We start from the raw sequence: 20167 nt of genomic DNA, 5'->3' as shown, positions 1-20167 counted from the left end.
CGATCACTCGCACCCGAGAGGCCCGGCTCTGGTTCAGTCCTCGGTGATTATTGGTCCCGCGCGGCCTGGTAAACCCTGCCGCTGTCCGACGAGGTCGCGGTTATCGTGACCGTCGCGCCGGATTCGTGATCACCGGGACAAGGACGGTCCGGACGGCTGATCCACGCGATCGTCGCGGTCCCCTTCACCGCCACTCGTACCCGGCTGTAGGCCGCCGGATCCGCGACCGGGCTGTTGCGCACGACCTCCTCGAAGAACCACCCCGACGTCACCATCGCCAGCACACCCGGCGACTCCGCCAACGCTTGCTTCAGCGCGGGCGCGTCCAGCAGCCGGAACGTCAGGTCGACCGCCGCGCCGGCGACCCCGTGCGCGTCGAAGACCACCTCCCCGGCATGCAACGCGAGGCGCAGCCGGATCTGCTGCTCCACCGGTCGCGTCGCGTTGTGCGCACGCAACTCCGCGGCCACCGCGTGCGGGAACAGCTCCACGAACAGTGATTTGGGCGCCCGGGAAGGAGCCATCACCATGAGACCGTCACCACGGTCCTCGCGGTGGCACTCGGCCCATGAAATACCCGTGGCGTTGAAGGCGTTTTCCAGCGCGCGGTACATGCCCTTCCGCACCGCGAGCTGATGCGGTGTGGCCCGCCACCGGTCGCCGAATCCCTGTACATCCACCGCCAGCACGGTCCGATGCACAGCTGATCGCGTTCTCATGATTCATGACTAGCAAGAAGTTTCGGCGGGGCTTGTGTCGATTGACGCATTGACCGCGTGGACGTTCTGCTACCGCTTCCGAGGGGTATGCCTTCACGTACCGGTCAGCCGGACACGTTGCCCAGAAAGTCCGGAACACGGACCCCCAGGCCGAGCTCCCGCGCACGCCGGTGGACGAGGTCCGCGACGGCGAGGTCCAGTACGCCCAGGCCGAACGGCGAGAAGACCGTGAGAGCCTCCGCGCTTCGCTCGTATTCGCCGCCCGCGAGGAGCAACTCGCCGAGCGAATGGGCGATGAAGTCGCGGTGGCCGACCTGCTGCTCCGCGAGGTGCGGCGACGTCGCGGCCCGGCAGACGTGGTCGGCGTCGTCGACGATGTTGACGCCGGACAGGATCGTCTCCGGCGTGAGGTCGCGCAGGGAGAGGTGCAGGATCAGCGTTCCCGGCCGGCAGTGCGAACCGTCCAGATGCGGGACCGTCGCGCTGGTCGCCAGGGACACCAACGGGTGCGCGGCGAGGGCGTCCTCGACCCTGGTGGCGACGTCGATCTTCACCTCGGGCCACCGGGCGGCGCATTTGACCGCGAAGGCGGCGGCCCGATCCTGGTCGAGGTCGAACAGGGTGACCGAGTCCAGTCCGGCGTCCACGGCCCGCAGGAACGCCAGGACCTCGAAGTTGATCACGCCGCAGCCGATGAGGGTGACCCCGGATCCGCCGGTGCCGAGGGTGGCGGCGGCGACCGCCGCGCTCGCCGCGGTGCGCCGCGCCGAGATGGTCGCTCCCTCGAGGAACACCTCGGGATGGCCGGTCCGCATCGAGTTGAGGATGATGGCCGCCGACGCCCGGTCCAGCGCGGAGTTCACGTTGCCGGGGAACGACGACACCCATTTGACTCCGGCGACCGCGGCCTCGGGCGAGTCCAGGTAGGCGGGCAGCGCGATGATCCGGTTGCGCTCGTCGCCGGGGAATCGCAGGAACACCGAGTGTGGCACGGCCGTCCGGCCTTGGGCGTGCAGGACGTACGCGGAGCGCACCGCGGCCAGCACGTCGTGCTCCGCGCCGTCGAGGATCCGCCGAACGTCGCCATGGGACAGGATCAGCATGCCGCCAAGCCTGGCGGACGGCGATCGCCTTGCGGAGGGAAGAACACGCAGACAAACCGGCTATCCGTTGTGGACGGCGACGAAACGCAGTTCGGCGGTGTAGCGGGAACCCGCGTCGTCGGTGAGCCACACCTGCTCCGGTGACGGCAACATCTCCGTGATCGCCAACCGGCCGCCCGGATCCTGGCGCGCCAATCGCCGAACAGCCTTCGCGAAGACGTTCACATACACCGGAGCGTCGAAGTCCACATAGAACGGACGCGGCTCCCCCGGTGACACCACGAACACGAACCGCGGCAACCCCAACGACTCCCGCCACCGACGCCCCAGCACGAACCGCCGCGACTCCGACTTCTCCGCGGTGAAACCCAAGTCCTCCACCGGAACCGACCACGACTCCCGCGCCACCACCAGCCGGTCCACCGTCACCCGGGGCGTGTGGTCCGCGTCCGGCATGATCCGGAACAGGTCCATCGCCAGTGTGGTCAGCACGTGCCCGAACACGTCGAGCACGTCGAACTGCGTGCTGTCGGGCAACACCGCCACCAGCCGGTCGCCCCGTTCCTCCACCCGGACGTCGGCGCTCAGCACCGTCCGCCCGCGTTTCGGGTCGGCCGTGTGGTCCACGAGGGCGACGTAGTAGTCCTCCGGCCGGTCGAGCGAATAGCGAATCCGGGCGGACAGCCGGGATCTGTGTTCCTTGGGCAGCATCGGGAGCAGCCGTGGGCCGGGGAAGTCGGCCGAGGTCTCGGCGAGCAGTTCGCCGAGCGCCGGATGCTGGTTGACGAACAGTGAGGCGCCGAGGGTGTTCGACGCGACGTGCAGCTCGCCGAGCACCAGCCCGCCGTCGTCGCCGGGGACGACGAACACGTCCGGGCTGAGGTAGCGGGCCATGCCCCAGCCGGGAGACGGCTCGCCGAACTCGTCCCGCACCCGGTCCGCGATGTCCACACTGGACACACGGACTCGACGGGCACCATCGGGGACGTCGAGGATTCTCGCCCACCGCGTGGCCAGCTCGAGACGGAGTGCCGTGGCCTCGGCCACCGCCGAACCGTGCAGGATCGGCATGCACGCGAACCAGAACGCGGCGAGGTCGACCGGTCCGGCGGCCGCGAGGTCGGCGTGGACCCGCCGCGCGTGCCTCAGGACCGTGTCGGCGAGCCGGGAGGTCAGCCAGGTCGCGCTGGTCATCAGCAGGTCGAGCGGGGCGAGGTCGGCCAAGGTGCCGGTGCCGAGCCGGGACCGCGCCGCCCGGACGGTGTCGGAGTAGACCAGACCGCGGCAGGGTGCGGTGTTGGTGCCTTTGGCGCGGGTGGCCGCCGCGCCGGTCAAGGTCGTGAAGACGGTCTCCAGCGCGCCCAGTTCGTCCGGCAGCTCAGCGGACGCCGCCGCCCCGACCCGCTCGCGGCCGCGCTCCAGCTCGTCCAGCCGGGCGAGCCAGTGCTCCCGGAACTCGGTGTCTCCGACGGACTCCAGCCAGGCCCGCAGATGCCGCTCGGGGTGCGCGCCCGCCGGGATGTCCAGCCGCCAGACGATCCACCGGCGCAGCACCAACTCCTCCAGCAAGGAGGTCACTGTGGGGCCCAGATCTTCCTGGATCGCCTGTGCGGTCCGGACTCCGTCGCAGTGGTCGAGCACCCGGCCGAGCCCCGGCGGGATCTCCTGCGGTGGTCGGCCGGGGAGGTGCGCCAGGCCGCCGGAAATCCGCACGAACGGCACTCGGCGCGGCGCCACCCAGTTCCGCGATCGCGGATCGGCGCTGATCGCCTGGGCCACCGCGTCGATCGCCCAGCTGGCGAAGTAGACGTTCGAAGCCGTGATCAACCCGGAGCCCGGCTCGACGGCGACGCCCTCGACAGACTCGTCCCACCGGCCCCAGCCCACCGGGCCGAAGAAGCCGATCGTGTCGTTCTTCACGCAGAACCGTTGCCAGTACTGCGCCACCAGCTCCTCACGCTGCCGCGGTTTGCTGGTGCGGCCCGCCACCGATGGCTCCCAGGCCAGGAAGGACTCGACACCGGTTCGCCAGATCGTCGAATTCTGCCACTCGACCGCGTCCCGGAATCCCGGCGCGGACGCGATCGCCTGGAGTTCCACGGCTGTTTCCACGGCCGAGGCGGCGAACTGCTTGTCGAACACGTCCCACGCCGGGCCGGACAGCCGCGTGCCCGCGTCGAACTGGTCCGCGGCGGCCGCCAGTCCGTCCGGCGCCAGCCGCAGCACACCCGCGGCGGGGAAACCCGCGCCACGGACCGCGAACTGGTCCCACAGCCGCCACTTTCCGCTCAACCACACCATGTCGGCAACGCTCCTCGCGGCTATCGGGGATCAACGGCGCGGAAGCGCCTCGGCGTGTTCCCACCGGACACGATGGCGACGGCCCGGCCGGTGAACCCGGTCCGCAAAGCTCCGGCGAGGGCGACACTCCCGCTCGGTTCCGCCTCGACGCCGTTGCGGTGCAACAGGTCCATCGCCGCCAGGATCGCCTCGTCGGTGACCTCGATCATCTCGTCGACCCGGCGCCGGATGATCGGGAACGGGATCGCGCCCGGCCGCTGGCCGCGCAGCCCGTCGGCCACCGTGTCGGACGGCGGCACCTCGACCGGGCATCCGGCCGCCAGCGAAAGGGCGTAACGCCGTGCCGCCACCGGCTCCACCCCGATGATCCGCGGTGTCCCGCGCGTTCCCTCGGCGGCCAGGCACACACCGGCCAGCAGACCGCCGCCGCCGGTCGGCACGAAGATCGCGTCGAGGTCCGGTATCGCGTCGAAGACCTCCAGCCCCACGGTGCCCGCGCCGGCGACCACCAGCCCGTGGTCCGAGGACGGCACGAACACCGCACCGGTGCGGTCGGCGAGATCTCGTGCGTGCTGATCCCGTTGGGCCACCCCACCGGGAACTTCGACCACCTGGGCACCGAGCCTGCCGATGGCGGCCGCCTTGTCGGCCCGCGCTCCCCCCGCGACGACGACCGTCACCCCCACGCCCAGTTCCGCGCCGAGCCGCGCGACCGCGATCCCGTGGTTGCCCGACGAGCCGGTCACGACGTGGGTGGCGGCCAGGTCGAGCATGGCGTTCGCCGCGCCGCGGGTCTTGAACGAGCCGCCGAGCTGCAGATGCTCGGCCTTGAGCAGGATGTGCGGCAGGCCGTCCAGCGGCAGCAGTGGGGTGCGGCGGATCCGGCCTTCGGTCCGCCGCGCCGCCGCCAGGACGTCGGCGGCGCCGAGCCGGGGCGCTCTGACGATCATCGGGCGGACTGGTCGACCGCGACGAAGCGTAGTTCGGAGGTGTAGCGGTTCCCCACGTCGTCGGTCAGCCACACCTGCTCGGGCGACGGCAGCATCTCCGTGATCACCAGCCGGCCGCCCGGATCCTGCCGTGCCAACCGTCGAACAGCCTTCGCGAAGATGTTGACGTACACCGGCGCGTCGAAGTCCACATAGAACGGACGAGGCTCCCCCGGTGAGACGACGAACACGAAACGCGGCAATCCCAGCGACTCCCGCCACCGACGGCCCAGCACGAACCGCCGTGCCTCGGCCTTCTCCGAAACGAAGTCCATCTCCTCCACCGGGATCGACCACGACTCGCGCGCCACCACCAGCCGGTCCACCGTCACCCGCGGCGAGTGGCCCGCGAGCGGCCGCAGGGAGAACCGGTCCATGACCCGGTTGGTCATCGCGTTGCTGAACACGTCCAGCAGGTCGAACTCCGCGCTGTCGGGCAGCACGGCCACCAGCCGGTCGCCCCGTTCTTCGACCAGGACGTCGGCACTGAGCACCGTCCTGCCCCGCTCCGGATCGACCGTGTGGTCCACCAGTGCCACGTAGTAGTCCTCGGGCCGGTCCAGGGAGATCCGGCTGCGCGCCGACCACCGCGGCGGCTGTTCCTTGGGCAGCATCGGCAACAGGCGCGGGCCCGGGAAGTCGGTCGCGGTCTCGGCGAGCAGCCGTCCGGCGTCCGGATGCTGCATCACCCACAGCGACGTGCTGGCGGTGTTCATCGCGACGTGCAGTTCGCCGAGGACCAGCTCGAAATCCCCGCGTGCCACCGCGTCGGCGTCGTCGGCGACGACCATCACGTCCGGGCTGACGTACCGGGACTGCGGCCAGCCAGGGCCGGTTTCCCCGAACTCCTCCCGCACCCGGTCCGCGATGTCCACACTGGACAGACGGACGCGCCGGGCGTCCTCGGGGACGTCCAGGATCCGCGCCCAGCGCTCTCTCAGCTCGGCCTGGATCCGGTCGATGTCGGCGATCGACCCGCCGTGCGGGGCGGGCAGGCACTCCATCCACAACGACGCGAGATCCACGCTGCCGTGCCGGTCACGCAGGCGCTCGTAAGCCTCCCGGACGCGGCGCCCGACGGCCTCTCCGAACCGGCCGGTCAGCCAGCGGGCGGCGGTGAGGCACAGGCCCAGCGGGGTCAGCTCGTCGCGGATCGCGGCGCCGATCCGGACCGTGGCGGACCGGCGGCAGTCGGCGTAGATGAGCGCCCGGCACGGTGCGGTCCGCGTGCCCTTGGCGCGTTGCGCCGCGACCTGGGTCAGCTCCTCGAACTCGTTCTCCAGCCCGGAGAACGCCGCCGAGAGGGCGTTGGCGTCGACACCGGCCGCCTGGATCCGGTCCCGGCCGCGTTCGAGTACCGCCACCTTGGCCAGCGCGTCCTGCCGCAGGCCGGGATCCGAGACCCGCTCCAGCACGGTCCGCAGGTAGCGTTCGGGATACGCGCAGGTCGGCACCTCCAGCCGCCACACGATCAGCCGTCGCCGCACCAAGTCGTCCAAGAGGGACACGACCGCGTCTTCGGTCACCCCGAGGTCCGCCGCGAGCTCCGCCGGACGGCGGACACCGTCGCAGCGCGAGAGAATCTCCCGTTCGAGCGGCTCGAGCCGTTGCGGAGGCCGCCCGGGCATCCCTGCCTGGTCACCGGCGATCCGGACGAAGGACACCCGGCGCGGCGCGATCCAGGCCCGCAGCCGGGGATCGGTGCCGACCGTGCGGGCGACCGCGTCGACGGCCCAGCTCGAGAAGTAGATGTTCGACTCGGCGACCAGACCGGAACCCGGCTCGACGACGACGCCGTCCACCGACTCGTCCCACTTGCCCCATCCCACCGGGCCGAAGAAGCCGATCGTGTCGTTCTTCACGCAGAACCGTTGCCAGTAGTGCGCGACCAGCTCCTCGCGTTCACGCCGCTTGCTGGTGCGTCCCTCCGCCGAAGGATCCCAGCCGAGGAACAAGCCGATACCCCGCTGCAGCAGCGCCGGGTTCTGCCAGGCCACCGCGGCCTGGAAGGCCGGTTGCGCGGCGATCTCCTGCAGTTCCTTGACGTTGTTCACCATCGCGTCCGCGAACAGCTCCTCGAACGCGAGCCACTCGGGACCGGTGAGCCCGGCTCCCCCGGCGAACTTGTCCGCCGCCTCGGCGAGCCCGAGCGGCGCCAGCCGCAGCACCCCGGAGGCGGGGAATCCGGGGCCACGCAAGGCGAACTCGTTCCACAACCGCCATTCGCCGCCCGACAGCAGGACTTCGTCAGCCACGGCCCACCGGATCTCCACCGGTTCCGCACCATTCGAGGACGGCGCGCGCACTGTGGTACTTGTTCTCCGCCTGCTGGAACGCGAGGCTCGCGGGTCCGTCGAGGACCTCCGCGGTGACCTCTTCGCCGCGGTGCGCGGGCAGGTCGTGCAGGAAGACCTCGGCGCCGGTCTCGGCCATCACCTTGGCGTCCACCTGGAACGGGGCGAACACCTCGCGCCAGTCCTCGGTGTGTTTGACCGTTCCCGTGGTCTGCCATCGCGTGGTATAGACCACGTCGACCGTCGGCAGGGCGGTCATGTCGTGCCGCTCCTCCACCAGCGCGCCGCTGCGCCGGGCGTGGGCCGCGGCCCGGTCCAGGAACCGTTGATCGAGGCCGTAGTCCGGCGGCGTCCGCAGATACAGCTTCGTGCCGGCGTACCGGGACAGCGCCAGGGCCAACGCCGACGCGGTGTTGTTGCCCTCGCCGACGTAGAGCACGCGCAGACCTTCGACCCGGCCGAACCGCTGGGTGAGCGTGGTGAGGTCGGCGAGTGCCTGGGTGGGATGTTCCTCCGCGCACATCGCGTTGATCACGGCCATCCGCCGGTTCACCGCGTACGCGCGAAGCTCGGCCTCACCTCCGGCCGTCCGCACCACGAGCAGATCGAGCATGCCCGACAGCACGGCGGCAGTGTCCTCGATGGTCTCACCGGTGTTCTCCTGAAGGTCGCCGGGACCGTAGGTGATCAGCCGGGCGCCGAGCCGGAGGGCTCCGGCGGAGAACGAAGTCCGCGTCCTGGTCGAGGTTTTGCGGAACAAAATACCCGCGACCAAATCTCGCAACGGGCGCTCGTCTGTTCGGCGGCCGAGCGTGTGCTCGATCCCGCGGCCGACGATCCAGTGCAGGTCGGCGTCGTCGAGGTCCTCGAGTGAGATCAGGTGGCGGCGTGCCGGGTCGGCCATGGCTACCTCCGAAGTGTGCTCGCCACAGCCTGCTGCCGGGGGTGATGGGACGGCAGGGAAAGAGCGGCAGGATCGGTGCGGGCACCGGTTGCGCGTTTGTCCCTGCTTCTACGAACAGTTCCGTGACAACGGTGAAATTCACGCCAAGTGCGAAAAACAGCACAGTAAAAGTTCTCGATTTTCATACGTAGCGAGGAAGACAACCGCCTCCTTCCCGATGAGACTGGACGCCGGTCGAATGGGGAAGGGAAGTTGGCATGGGAGAGCCCGCAAGGGTCAGTGTGGACGCGGCCGATCCGGTACTCGAGGCGGGGATCGGCTGCACACTGAACGGGAGTCCGGAACTCACGGTCGTGACGAACGGCGAAGAAGCGGACGCCACGGTCGTGGTCGTCGATCTCGTGGACGAGAAGGTGCTCGACGTCGTGCACACCATCAGGAACCAGGCCCACCGGCCCGAGGTCGTCCTGCTGGCCACCGAACTGTCGCCGGGCGACGCGCTGCAAGCGATCGCGGCGGGCGCGCACGGCCTGCTGCGCCGGAGGGAGGCCAGCGCGAGCCGGCTCTCCCGCGCCGTCCTAGCCGCCGTCGTCGGCGACTGCACCATGCCACCGGACCTGATCGACCGGGTTCTCGAACAGGGAATGGAAAACCAGACGCCGGTCGCGCCGCAGGCGTGGGCACGCGCGGGGCTCAGCGAACGCGAGCACGCGGTGCTGCGCCTGGTCGCCGAGGGTTACGAGACCGACGAGATCGCCCGGCGGCTGTCGTACTCGGCGCGTACGGTGACGGCGGTCGTGCACGACATCACCCAGCGTTTCCGGCTGCGCAACCGCGCGCACGCCGTCGCCTACGCACTCCGGGCCAGGCTGCTGTGATCAGTGTGCAGGTGACCGCGGCGGGCACCGTGGTCAGGGAAGCCGTGGTCGGCAAGCTGAGACAGGCGGGAATCCTCGTCACGGCCACGACGGGCACCGTGGTGGTGGCCGCCGGCGGCACGATCGACGAAGCGCTGACCACCTGTCCCCCCACGCTTCGTACGCGGGGCCAGCGGTTGATCGTCGCCGCCGACACGCTCAACCCGGCCGGTGTGCTGCATGCGGTCCGGGCGGGTGCGCGGATCCTGTTGCAGACCCCCGAAACGACGCCGGACCAGTTCGGCGCCGCCGTGCATTCGGCCGTACACGGGGAGAGCCGGGTGCCGTATGGGGTACTGGTCCGTTTGCTCAGCGGTGGCGCCGAACTGTCGATGCCGATCGGCGACCCCCTGGCCGCACCGCTCACGGAGCGACAGCTGACGGTGCTCACCCTGGTGGCGGACGGGCACGGCAACGCCGACATCGCGCGCGAGCTGTCCTGTTCCGAGCACACCGTGAAGAACGTCATCTACGAGCTGATGGCGCGGCTTCAGGTGCGCAACCGGGCCCACGCGGTCGCCCACGCGGTCCGTGCCGGGCTGATCTGACGGCACCTATAAGGCTGCGTCCGATGGGTACCGCGCCCGCGTTCCGGCTTCGGTGTCGCGAAAGCCACTTTCGGGACGTCTGATGTCGCGAAAGTGGCTTTCGCGACACCCGAGCGGCGGACCCCGACCAGGGCACGTTTCTTCACACCTCAACAGGAGGGCAGGAACTCCGGTGGCCGGCGTGCGCGGGCGGCCTGCTCGAACGCGTACGCCAGCGCCAGTATCGTCGGCTCGCTGTACCGGCCCGCCATGATCGACAGGCCGACCGGCAGCGGGCCGACGAATCCCATGGGGACGGTGATGTTCGCGTAGCCGGACACCGCGGCGGGCGCGGACGAACCGAACCGGTAGTCGTCACCCCGGCCGAGCGTGGTCTTCCAGGCCGGGGCGTTCGTCGGTGCCACGATCGCGTCCAGGCGGTGTGCGCGGAGCGTGTCGTCCAGCCCGCGTCGCGCCGCCCCGGTCGCTTCCGCGCGCATGCTCAGGTACGCCGGTTCGGTCAGGTCACCGCTCGTGGCCTGTGCCTCCTCGAACAGTTCTTGCCCGAAGAATCCCATCTCGACGTCCGCGTTGGCCTTGTTGAACTCGATCAGGCCCGCCAGGTCCGCCGGGTGTTCGCCGGGGGTCGCCGCCAGGTACTCGTTGATGCCGTGCTTGAACTCGTGCAGCATCGACGGCAACTCGGTGCGGCCCACCACGTCCAGTCCGGGGATCGTCACCTCGACCGTCGTCGCTCCCGAGGACTCCAGCAGGTCCACGGCGCGCGCGAACGCCGCCAGGGTTTCCGGGCTGGTACCTCCGGTGGGATCCCAGAGGCCGATCCGCTTGCCGTGCAACGCGGCAGGATCCAAGAAGCGCAGATAGTCCGGCCGGGCCGGACTGTCCGAGGTGGACGGGTCGCCGCTGTCGGGGCCGTTGAGGACGGCCAGCAGGATGGCCGCGTCGGTCACGGTGCGGGCCATGGGGCCCGCGGTGTCCTGCACCACCGAGATCGGCACCACGCCGCTCCGGCTCACCAGGCCGATACTCGGCTTGACGCCGACGACCCCGTTCGCGCCCGCCGCGGTGACGATCGAGCCGTTCGTCTCCGTGCCGACCGCGACCGTGGCCAGGTTCGCGGCGATCGCCGCGGCGGAACCGCTCGACGAGCCGCAGGTGTTGCGGTCGAGCACGTAGGGATTGCCGGCCTGCCCGCCGATCGCGCTCCAGCCGCTCGACGACCGCCGGTCACGGAAGTTCGCCCACTCCGACAGGTTCGTCTTCCCGAGGATCACCGCCCCGGCCGCGCGGAGCCGTTCGACCAGATGGGCGTCGGCGGCCGGACGCGACCCGGCCAGCGCGAACGAGCCCGCCGTGGTCCGCTGCCGGTCCGCGGTGTCGATGTTGTCCTTGAGCAGTACCGGGATCCCGTCCAGGAGACCGAGCATCCGGCGGGCTCTGCGCCGGTCGTCGCTCTCCGCCGCGAGCCGCGGCGCGTCCGGGTTGGTCGTGATGACCGCGTGCAACCGGGGGTCGAGCAGGCGGATGCGATCCAGGTAGAACCCGGTCAGCTCCGCCGAGGTCAGCGGACCGGAGTCCATCGCGCGCTGCAGTTCCGGGATCGTCGCCCGTTCGAGGTCGATCCCGGCGACCGTGGGACGGCCCGACACCAGCGTCACGCCTCCTCCGTCGCCTTCATCAGCGTGGTGAGCAACTCGGCCAGGTTCGCCACGTGCGGCGGGCGCAGCACGCCCATGTGGTCGCCGCCGACCCGGTGGACCTTGAGCCCGCCGGGAGCCAGCTTGACCCAGCGATCCTGGTACTGCGCGTAGCTCTGCCCGAAGTTGGTCTCGTGCAGGCCGTCGGCCAGTTCGTCGCCCACCAGCAGGTTGGTCCGGCCGGCGTACGGGCGCTGGCGGAAACCGAGCATCGCCTGGGTCAGCTCCCGCCACACCCGGATCCGGCGCGGCCAGAACGGGTCCCCGGGGATCGGTGGTTCCTTGGTGCCCTCGTCGATGATGTAGTCGAGCACTTCCGCGAACTGGCGGTGGATCTCGGCGAGCTCGTCGGGATCCGTCGTGTTGTTCAACTGGTCGAGGAGGTCCTCGCCACGGGCGAACATGGCGGTCTCCTCCCACATGTTCTCCCGCTTGTAGAAGTCCTGCGCCGGGTCGAGCAACATCAGCGTGAGCCGGTCGCCGTCGCGGTGCATGATGCGGGCCATCTCGCCGGTGACCAGCCCGCCGCCGCACCAGCCGAGCAGGTGGTAGGGCCCCTCCGGATGCACCGCGCGGATCTGGTCCACGAAGAGCGCGGCCACGCTCGCGATGCTCTGCGGCGAGGGCGTGTCGCGGTGCAGGCCGGGCCACTCGAGGGCGGCCACCGGCCGGTCCGCGCTGATGTGCTCGGCCAGCCGGATGTACCAAAGACCGCCACCGGGGTACATGCAGAACAACGGCGGTTTCGAACCGGTGCGGCGCAGCCACACGACGGCGTCACGCGCCCAGGTCGCGGTGGATTCCATCGCCGCCGCCTCGGTCGGCCGGAAGCCGCCCTTGCTGGCCGGGTCGACGGCCTCGGCCAGATCGATCACCGTGCGGTGCTCGTAGAAGTCGCGCAACTCCACCGGCAGGCCGTGTTCTTCGCGGAGTTCGACCAGCACCCGGATGATCAGCAGTGAGTGCAGGCCCAGGTCACTGAACGGGACGTCCACGCCCACCTGGTCGATGGCGAGGCCCTTGGCCAGCGCGGTGGCGATGATCTTCTCCACCGCCGTGCGCGGGGCCATCGCGGTCCGGGCGGTGGCCGTCGGCTCGGGCAGGGCCTTGGTGTCGAGTTTGCCGCTGGGGGTGGTGGGCAGTTCGGGCAGCACCACCCACGCGGACGGGATCAGGTACTCGGGCACGGCACCGGCCAGCCGTCCGGGCAGCTCGGCCGGGTCCAGTCCTTCGTGTGCCGGGACCAGGTAGGCGACCAGTTCTTGGTCTCCACGGGCGGTCCGGCGGGCGCGCACGGCCACGTCGCGCAATTCGGCGTGCGCTCGCAGGACCGACTCCACCTCACCCAGTTCGACCCGGTAACCGCGGATCTTGACCTGGTCGTCCACCCGTCCCGCGAACTCCAGCACGCCGTCGTCCCGGTACCGGGCGAGGTCACCGGTGCGGTACAGGCGCCGACCGACGGCGTACGGATCGGGCACGAACCGGTCCGCCGTGAGGTCGGGACGGCCACGGTAACCACGGGCCAGCTGCGCGCCGCCGATGTACAGCTCGCCGAGCACGCCGACCGGGACCGGCTCGAGGTCGGCGTCCAGTACCCGCAGCACGGTGTTGGCACCCGGACGGCCGATCGGGACCGGCCCCGCCTCGAGGTCACCGGCCGCACTCACGTGGGAAGCACAGCCCACGGTGGCCTCGGTCGGCCCGTATTCGTTGTCCACCACCGTGTCCGGGGCGTGCCGGGTCCACGCGGCGAGCATGTCCCTGGTCAGCTCCTCGCCGCCCACGACGAGCCGGGCGGCCGCGCCGGGGAGCGCTTCGGCGGGCAGCATCTGGCTGAGCGCCGCCAGATGCGACGGGGTGAGCTTGACGAGACCGAACCCGCCCTCGCCCAGCGCCGCGACCAGCGCCTCGATGGCCGGGGTGCCGTCGTCGGGGGTGAGGGTGACCGGCCTGCCGGACAGCAGCGCGGAGAACAGGGACGTGACCGGCAGGTCGAACGCCATCGACGAGTACAACGGGGAACCCCCGGCGACGGCGGATTCGGCGCGCCAGCACAGGTAGTTGACCAGGTTGCGGTGCTCGACCATGACGCCCTTCGGCGTGCCCGTCGAGCCGGACGTGTAGATGACGTACGCGAGCGCCTCCGGCGTCGCGGTCCGGCCGAGGTCTCCGTCCGGGCGGGTGGCGATGGCCGGATCCCCGACGAGGACCGTCGTGGTGCCGGGCACCCGGTCGGCGAGGGCGGACTCGGTGACCACCGTGGTCGCGCCGGCCTCGGTGAGCACCGTGGCCAGCCGTTGCGCCGGGTGGCTCGGATCGAGCGGCAGGTACGCCGCGCCGGATTTGAGGACCGCGAGCAGCGCGGTCACCAGCTCGGGGCCGCGGCGCAGGAGCACGCCGAGCACCGTCTCCGGACCCGCGCCTTGCTCGCGCAGGTGATGGGCCAGCCTGTTCGCGCGGACGTTGAGGTCCGCGTAAGTGACCGTGGTCCCGTCCGCACACCGCAGCGCGATCTCGTCCGGGGTGCGGGCGACCTGGCGTTCGAACAGCTCGTGCGCACACGCGTCCGGGTACTCGGCGACCGGACCGTCCGCGAACGACAGCAGCCGTTCGGTCTCGGCCGGGGCGAGCGCGGCACCGCGGACGTCACCTTCCGGGTCGGCGGCCATGGCTTCGAGCACCCGCCGGTACATCGCGGCGAGCACGGGCCCGTGGACCGGGGCGATCCGGTCGGCCTGTGCCCGGAAATGCAGGACACCGGGGAAGCTCCACACGTCCACGCCGAACCCGTTGTAGCTCTCGTCCACGATCTTCGCCGTCTCCACCCGGTCGGTGTCGAAGACGTGGAAGTCCAGGTAGGCGAACGAGATGTCGACCAGCGGCCGTCCCCCGCCCCAGCGCCGCTGCAACTCCCCGATCGGGAAGCGCCGGTGCGGCCAGACGGCCACCTCTTCGGCGAACACCTGCCGGACGAACCCGATCCAGTTCGTCGCGGTCAGGTCGACGCAGACCGGCAGCGGGTTGAGGTGCATGCCCCTCGCGAGCTCACCGCCCGGTTCTTCGAGCCTGCCGTTGTGCACCAGCCCGGTGTGGAACCGGTTCGACCCGCTGATCGTGCTCAGCACCTTGAGGTGCGCGGCGAACAGCACGGTCTTCAGCGAGGCGCCCGCCACCGCGGCCAAGGCGCGCAACCGCGGTTCCAGGTCGGCGTACCGCACGCTGATCTGGTGCGGAAGGCCGTCCGGGCTCGGTGCCGACGCCCAGCCCGGCGGCAGGCTGACCGGGTCGTAGCGATCCAGCCGGTCGCGCCAGAACTCCTGGTCCACAGTGGACTCGAGGGAGCGCTTCTCGTGGGCGATGAAGTCGGCGAAGCGCACCGGCGCCTGCTCGGGGAAGGTCGGAGTGCGCCCGTCCCGAAGGCTGCGGTACGTGTCCAGCAGCTCTTCGAGCAGCGAGTGGTGGCTCCAGCCGTCGAGAACCGCGTGACACTCGATGAACGACAGCGTCCACCGGCGTTCCGCCGTCTGGTGCACGTGGAAGCGCACCAACGGTGCCTTCGTGACGTCGAGCGGCTTGCGGCGGGTGTCGGCGACGAACTCCCCCAGCACCTCGTCGGCACGCTGCCCGGGAGTCCCGCGCAGGTCGTCATAACCGACCTCCATCGGCGCACTGCGGTGCACCAGCTGCATGGGCTCCCGGTAGGTGGTCAGGTCGAAGGCGGTGCGCAGGATCTCGTGCCGCCGCACCAGAAGCACCGCCGCTTCCCGCAGCGCGGGCAGCGAGAACGGGGCGTCGTCGACGATCGGGAACAGCGTGATGTTGTGGTAGAGGCTGACGTCCTTGTCCGCCACCATCTCGTAGACCATCGCGGTCTGGCCCATGGACATCGGATAGGCGTCGGCGAGGTCGTCCGGCAACGCCTTCCGGTCGGCCTCGCCGACCAGTTCGAACGGGGCGACCCGGCGGTCCTCGACCGGCCCGGCCGCCGTCCCGGCGAACCGGGTCAGGCTCTCGACCGTCTGATGCAGCAACAGATCCTGCACGGTCACCGGAAGCCCTCGTTTGCGCAGCACCCCCACCACCTGGATGGCCCGGATGGAGTCACCGCCCAGCGCGAAGAAGTTGTCGTGCACCCCGACCGATCCGACACCGAGCGCCGTGCCCCACACCTCGGCCATGGCCCGCTCGCCCGGGTCGCGGGGAGCGACCGAACCGGCGGGTGTCGCGTGGCCCGCGACCGGCTCGGGCAAGGCGGTCCGGTCGATCTTCCCGTTGGCCGTCACCGGGAACCGGTCCAGCGGCACGAAAGCCGCGGGCACCATGTACGTGGGCAGGAGCCTGCTGAGGTGGTCACGCAGGTCCGCCGCGTCCAGCCGGTGGCCGGCGACAGGCACGGCGTAGGCGACGAGGCGGTGCTCCCACTCCCCCGGCCGCCGGTGCGCGAGCACCACGGCACGGGCCACCGCGGCGTGGGCGGCGAGGGCGGCCTCGATCTCGCCCGGCTCGATCCGGTGGCCGCGGATCTTGACCTGCTCGTCGGCCCGTCCCGCGAACTCCAGATCACCGTCGAGGGTGCGGCGGGCGAGGTCGCCGGTGCGGTACATGCGGGCGCCGGGACGCGGCGAGTACGGATCGGGGCCGAACCGGTCCGCGGTCAGTTCCGGGCGGCCGAGGTACCCGAGGGCGAGCCCCGGCCCGGACACGTAGAGCTCGCCGGGCACGCCGACCGGCACCGGATCGAGGTTGCCGTCGAGCAGGTAGACGCGCAGGTCGGGCAGCGGCCTGCCGAGGGGGCTGCGCGGGCCCTCGGTGGTGTCCTCGGCACGCAGCCTGCGGTAGGTCACGTGCACGGTCGTCTCGGTGATCCCGTACATGTTGACCACGGCGGGCCGTTCGTCGCCGAAGCGGGCGAACCACGGCGCGACGTCGGCGACGTCGACGGCCTCGCCGCCCAGCACCACGAAACGCAGCGCGAGCGACTCGGGCGGGGTCTCCGCCTCGGCGACCGCGTCGATCAGCCGCCGGAACGCCGACGGGGTCTGGTTGAGCACGGTGACGCCCTCGGCGATCAGCAGGTCGAGGAAGTCCCACGGGGAACGGGAAACCGTGAACGGCACGACGACGACGCGTCCGCCGTGCAGTAGCGCGCCCCACAGCTCCCAGACCGAGAAGTCGAAGGCGTAGGAGTGGAACAGGGTCCAGACGTCGTCCGGGCCGAACGCGAAGTCGGCCGCGCTGGACCTCAGCAGCCGCAGCACGTTCGCGTGCGTGACCGGGACACCCTTCGGCCGCCCGGTGGACCCGGACGTGTAGATCACGTACGCCACGTCGCCCGGTCCCGCCAGGTGCGCCGGGTCGGTCTCCGGCCACTCGGAACCGGGCTGGTCCAGCAGGACCGCGGTGACCGGCTCGCCCGCCAGCCACCCGGCGAGCTCACCCGTGCTGACCACCGTGCCGACCTCGGCGTCGGCTCGCATCATGGTCAGCCGCTCGGCGGGCTGGGCGGGATCGAGCGGCACGTAACCCGCGCCGGACTTGAGCACGCCCAGCAGGGCCACCACGAGATCGAGTCCCCGGTCGAGGCAGACGCCGACCAGCTGTCCCGGTGCCGCGCCGTGCGAGCGGAGCCGATGGGCGAGCCGGTTGGCCCGTGCGTCGAGCTCGGCATAGGTCAGGTGCTCGCCGTCGAAGGACACGGCGAGCGCGTCCGGTGTGCGGGCGAGTTGTGCCGCGAAGACCTCGGGCAGGCTCTCCTCGGCGGGGAAGGTCAGGTCCGGGCCGTTCCCGGCCGCCAGCAAACGTTCGCGTTCCTCACCCGCCAGCATGGCGAGCCCGCCGAGCCTGCCGTTCGGTTCGGCGGCGATGCTTTCCAGCAACTGGACGAAATGGCCGGACATCCGGTGCGCGGTCGCGGCGTCGAACAGGGCCGTGGCGTAACCCAGCTGCCCGGTGACGGAACCGTCCTGGCGGGTGGCGAGGGTGAGGTCCAGATCGTATTTCGCCACGTCCCAGCCCGGGGACTCCACCTCGGCGCCGAGGCCGGTCAGGTGGCGCGGCCCGTCGTCGTCACCGAGCTGGAACACCACCTGGAACAGCGGGGTCCTGGACGGGTCACGCTCCCCCGCGAGTTCGTCGACCACGAGATCGAAGGGGGTGTCCTGGTGGGTGTAGGCGTCGAGCGCGGTCGCCCGCACCCGGGTCAGCAGGTCCACAAAGGACTGTTCTGCGGACAGTCCGGCACGCTGCGCGATCATGTTGACGAACATGCCGAGCAGACCCTCGGTCCGGTCTTCCTCGCGCCCGGCGACCGGGCTGCCCACGACCACGTCGGTCTGCCCGGAGTAGCGGCCGAGCAACACCTGGAAGGCCGCCAGCAGCACCATGTACGGCGTCGCGCCGTGTTCCCGGCCGAGCCGGGTCAGGCTCTCGGCCAGCGGCCCGGGCACGACGACCGGCACGGTCGCGCCCGCGCTGTCGCGGACCGGTCCGCGGGGCCGATCCGTCGGAAGCTCGAGCGGGACGACCCCGTCGAGTTGCTTGCGCCAGTACTCGACCTTCTCGGTGAGACGACCGCCGGTGAGCCGGTCCCGCTGCCACACGGCGAAGTCCCCGTACTGCACCGGGAGCGGCCCGAGCGGAGACGGAAGGCCCGCGGCGAACGCCGCGTACACGTTGTCCAATTCGGACAGAAGAATGTTCTCGGACCAGCCGTCCGAGGCGATGTGGTGCACGGAAAAGAGGAGCACGTGGTCCACATCGGACAGACGGACCAGTAGAGCCCGTAGCGGCCACTCTCCGGCCAGGTCGAGCGGGCGAGCACCCGCTTCGGCCAGCACCTCGTCGAGGGACTCCGGCCGGTCGGCGAGGTCGAGCCGTTCGAAAGGCACCGGCCCCGGCTCGTCGATCACCTGCACGGGCTCGCCGCCGGAACCGCCGTCCGGATACCGGGTGCGCAGCACCTCGTGCCTGGCGACGATCTCGTCCAGGGCCCGGCGCAGCGCGGGTACGTTCACCTCGCCGCGCAGCCGCAGCCGCACCGGCATCAGGTAGTCGGCGCCGCCGGGCCGGGTCTGGTCGAGCAACCACAACCCGCGCTGCGCGAACGAAAGCGGCAGCGGCCGGCCCCGGGGCACCGGGGTGATCCCGCCGGAAGCCTCGACGTTGCCGATACCTCGCAACCGTCGCCGCAGCAGTTCGGCACGGGAGTTGCCTCGGGTGTCCATGGTCCGCCTTCCTGTCCTGCCACCAAAGACCGGGAGCCAGGGATGATCGGTCGAGGATGCCCGGCGGCCGTGAGCGGGCGTCAGGGTGAAGGTGGTGCCCGTTCACGCAGCGCGCCGGGTGCCGGAGTGCCGATCCTTCTCTGTGCGCGAGTGCCCGTGCCCACGAGCATCGGGGACCATGAGTCCCCCCGTGCCCCCGCTGTATCGAAACCGTGACTTCGTTCTGCTGTGGGCCGGATCGGCGGTGTCGATCCTGGGTTCGAACGTGTCCAATGTGGCGTACCCGCTGCTGGTGCTCGCGCTGACCGGCTCGGCCACCGACGCCGGTCTCGCCGGATTCGTCTCGCTGCTGCCGCAACTGCTGTTCCAGCTGCCCGCGGGCGCGCTGGTCGACCGGTTCGACCGCAAGCGCATGATGATCTACTGCGATATCCTGTGCGCACTGGTGCTGAGCACCCTGGTGGCGGCCCTGCTGTTCGGGCGGCTGACCCTGCCGCACATCCTCGTCGTCGGCTTCCTCGAAGGCACCTTCGCGGTGTGCTATCGATTGGCCGCCGCGGCCGCCGTTCCCAACGTGGTCGACGCGTCGCAGCTCTCCCTGGCGCTGGCGCGCAACGAGGCCCGCCGCCGGGGCGCCGCCATGCTGGGCAAACCCCTCGGCGGGATCCTGTTCGGCTTCGGCCGCGCGGTACCGTTCGTGTTCGACATCGTCAGCTACGCGATCTCGGTGCTGACACTCGGCTTGATCCGCAAGGACTTCCAGGTCCAGCGGGACACCGCGAGCCGACGCCCGCGCGCCGCGGAGTTCACCGAGGGCGCCGTCTGGCTGTGGCGGCAGCCGTTCCTCCGGGCGACCACGCTCCTGATCGCCGGCAGCAACCTGTTGTTCCAGGGACTGTTCCTGACCGTGATCGTGTCCGCGAACAACCACGGCGCCTCTCCGGCGACCGTCGGTTTCATGCTCGGCATCATCGCGGTCGGCGGGGTGCTCGGCTCACTGGTCGCCCCCGCGGCGGCGAGACGGCTGTCGCTGAAGACGGTCGTCATCGGGGCGAACTGGGTCTGGCTACTGCTGGTCCCGCTGCTGGCCGTGGTGGACGAGCCGCTCCTGCTCGGCGCGGTGTTCGGCGCGATGGCCTTCGTCGGTCCACTGTGGAACGTGGGGACCTCGGCCTACCAGCTCGCGGTCACCCCGGACCACCTCCAAGGCCGGGTCCTCGCCGCCGCGGGCATGATCGCCTTCGGGGCCGTCCCGCTCGGGTCGCTGATCGGCGGTTTCCTGCTGGGCTGGGTCGGCGCCACCACGACGGTGTGGCTGTTCACGCTGTGGATGGCCGTGCTGGCCCTGGCGACCGTGATCAGCCCCTCGGTCCGGTCCGCACCGGACCTGGCGGAACTCGAGGCACCCGCCCCGGCGAAGTGAAGCGACGGGGCCACGCGGGTGGATGTGGGGAGGGTGTCGCGAAAGC

11 protein-coding genes are annotated in these 20167 nt (G+C 70.8%); 3 read left to right on the top strand and 8 right to left on the bottom strand.

The window, feature by feature from the left end; all coding sequences use genetic code 11:
• Positions 1-47 precede the first annotated feature (47 nt).
• From ACLJPX_RS00850 to ACLJPX_RS00825, 6 genes are all read right to left on the bottom strand, one after another.
• The gene (locus ACLJPX_RS00850) at positions 48-680 is read right to left on the bottom strand and encodes a hypothetical protein (protein ID WP_410598235.1); all 633 of its coding nucleotides are present in this window, start codon (positions 678-680) and stop codon (positions 48-50) included.
• Positions 681-823: 143 nt separating this feature from the next.
• A complete protein-coding gene (gene sbnB / locus ACLJPX_RS00845; protein ID WP_410598234.1) occupies positions 824-1822 on the bottom strand; it encodes a 2,3-diaminopropionate biosynthesis protein SbnB in 999 nt (332 codons plus the stop codon).
• A 60-nt stretch (positions 1823-1882) separates the two neighbouring features.
• Positions 1883-4123 (bottom strand): lantibiotic dehydratase, encoded by a 2241-nt coding sequence (locus ACLJPX_RS00840; protein WP_410598233.1) that lies wholly within the window; start codon positions 4121-4123, stop codon positions 1883-1885.
• 20 nt (positions 4124-4143) lie between these two features.
• Positions 4144-5073 (bottom strand): threonine/serine dehydratase, encoded by a 930-nt coding sequence (locus ACLJPX_RS00835; protein WP_410598232.1) that lies wholly within the window; start codon positions 5071-5073, stop codon positions 4144-4146.
• Positions 5070-7367 carry a lantibiotic dehydratase gene (locus tag ACLJPX_RS00830; RefSeq protein WP_410598231.1) on the bottom strand — a complete coding sequence of 766 codons (2298 nt, stop codon included), beginning with the start codon at positions 7365-7367 and terminating at the stop codon, positions 5070-5072. Before ACLJPX_RS00830 ends, ACLJPX_RS00835 begins: the two co-directional genes overlap by 4 nt.
• Positions 7360-8310, bottom strand: coding sequence for an ornithine carbamoyltransferase (locus ACLJPX_RS00825; RefSeq protein WP_410598230.1), 951 nt, complete (start codon positions 8308-8310; stop codon positions 7360-7362). The genes ACLJPX_RS00830 and ACLJPX_RS00825 overlap by 8 nt, the downstream gene beginning before the upstream one ends.
• A 257-nt stretch (positions 8311-8567) precedes the next feature.
• On the opposite strand from ACLJPX_RS00825, the gene ACLJPX_RS00820 reads away from it, so the two are divergent.
• Positions 8568-9188, top strand: a complete 621-nt coding sequence (locus tag ACLJPX_RS00820) for a response regulator transcription factor (RefSeq protein ID WP_168214294.1) — start codon at positions 8568-8570, stop codon at positions 9186-9188.
• Positions 9185-9775, top strand: coding sequence for a LuxR C-terminal-related transcriptional regulator (locus ACLJPX_RS00815; protein WP_410598229.1), 591 nt, complete (start codon positions 9185-9187; stop codon positions 9773-9775). The genes ACLJPX_RS00820 and ACLJPX_RS00815 overlap by 4 nt, the downstream gene beginning before the upstream one ends.
• Before the next feature lie 149 nt (positions 9776-9924).
• Here the strand turns inward: ACLJPX_RS00815 and ACLJPX_RS00810 are convergent, their stop codons facing one another.
• Both ACLJPX_RS00810 and ACLJPX_RS00805 read right to left on the bottom strand, forming a co-directional pair.
• Positions 9925-11433 carry an amidase gene (locus tag ACLJPX_RS00810; RefSeq protein WP_410598228.1) on the bottom strand — a complete coding sequence of 503 codons (1509 nt, stop codon included), beginning with the start codon at positions 11431-11433 and terminating at the stop codon, positions 9925-9927.
• A complete protein-coding gene (locus ACLJPX_RS00805) occupies positions 11430-18698 on the bottom strand; it encodes an amino acid adenylation domain-containing protein (protein WP_410598227.1) in 7269 nt (2422 codons plus the stop codon). The genes ACLJPX_RS00810 and ACLJPX_RS00805 overlap by 4 nt, the downstream gene beginning before the upstream one ends.
• A gap of 178 nt (positions 18699-18876) precedes the next feature.
• Between ACLJPX_RS00805 and ACLJPX_RS00800 the strand changes: the two genes are divergently transcribed.
• The gene (locus ACLJPX_RS00800) at positions 18877-20121 is read left to right on the top strand and encodes an MFS transporter (protein WP_410598226.1); all 1245 of its coding nucleotides are present in this window, start codon (positions 18877-18879) and stop codon (positions 20119-20121) included.
• Positions 20122-20167: the final 46 nt, after the last annotated feature.

The organism is Amycolatopsis sp. lyj-90, assembly GCF_046549035.1.
Taxonomy (GTDB): Bacteria; Actinomycetota; Actinomycetes; order Mycobacteriales; family Pseudonocardiaceae; genus Amycolatopsis.
Note: the sequence above shows the minus strand (reverse complement) of the source record. Positions and strands in the feature narration are given on the sequence as shown.

What these genes read in the sequence shown, in the direction of transcription:
- ACLJPX_RS00835 (WP_410598232.1), bottom strand. Translation starts at nt 5,073, where the DNA reads ATGATCGTCAGAGCGCCCCGGCTCGGCGCCGCCGACGTCCTGGCGGCG.
- ACLJPX_RS00805 (WP_410598227.1), bottom strand. Translation starts at nt 18,698, where the DNA reads ATGGACACCCGAGGCAACTCCCGTGCCGAACTGCTGCGGCGACGGTTG.
- ACLJPX_RS00840 (WP_410598233.1), bottom strand. Translation starts at nt 4,123, where the DNA reads ATGGTGTGGTTGAGCGGAAAGTGGCGGCTGTGGGACCAGTTCGCGGTC.
- sbnB (WP_410598234.1), bottom strand. Translation starts at nt 1,822, where the DNA reads ATGCTGATCCTGTCCCATGGCGACGTTCGGCGGATCCTCGACGGCGCG.
- ACLJPX_RS00800 (WP_410598226.1), top strand. Translation starts at nt 18,877, where the DNA reads ATGAGTCCCCCCGTGCCCCCGCTGTATCGAAACCGTGACTTCGTTCTG.
- ACLJPX_RS00820 (WP_168214294.1), top strand. Translation starts at nt 8,568, where the DNA reads ATGGGAGAGCCCGCAAGGGTCAGTGTGGACGCGGCCGATCCGGTACTC.
- ACLJPX_RS00825 (WP_410598230.1), bottom strand. Translation starts at nt 8,310, where the DNA reads ATGGCCGACCCGGCACGCCGCCACCTGATCTCACTCGAGGACCTCGAC.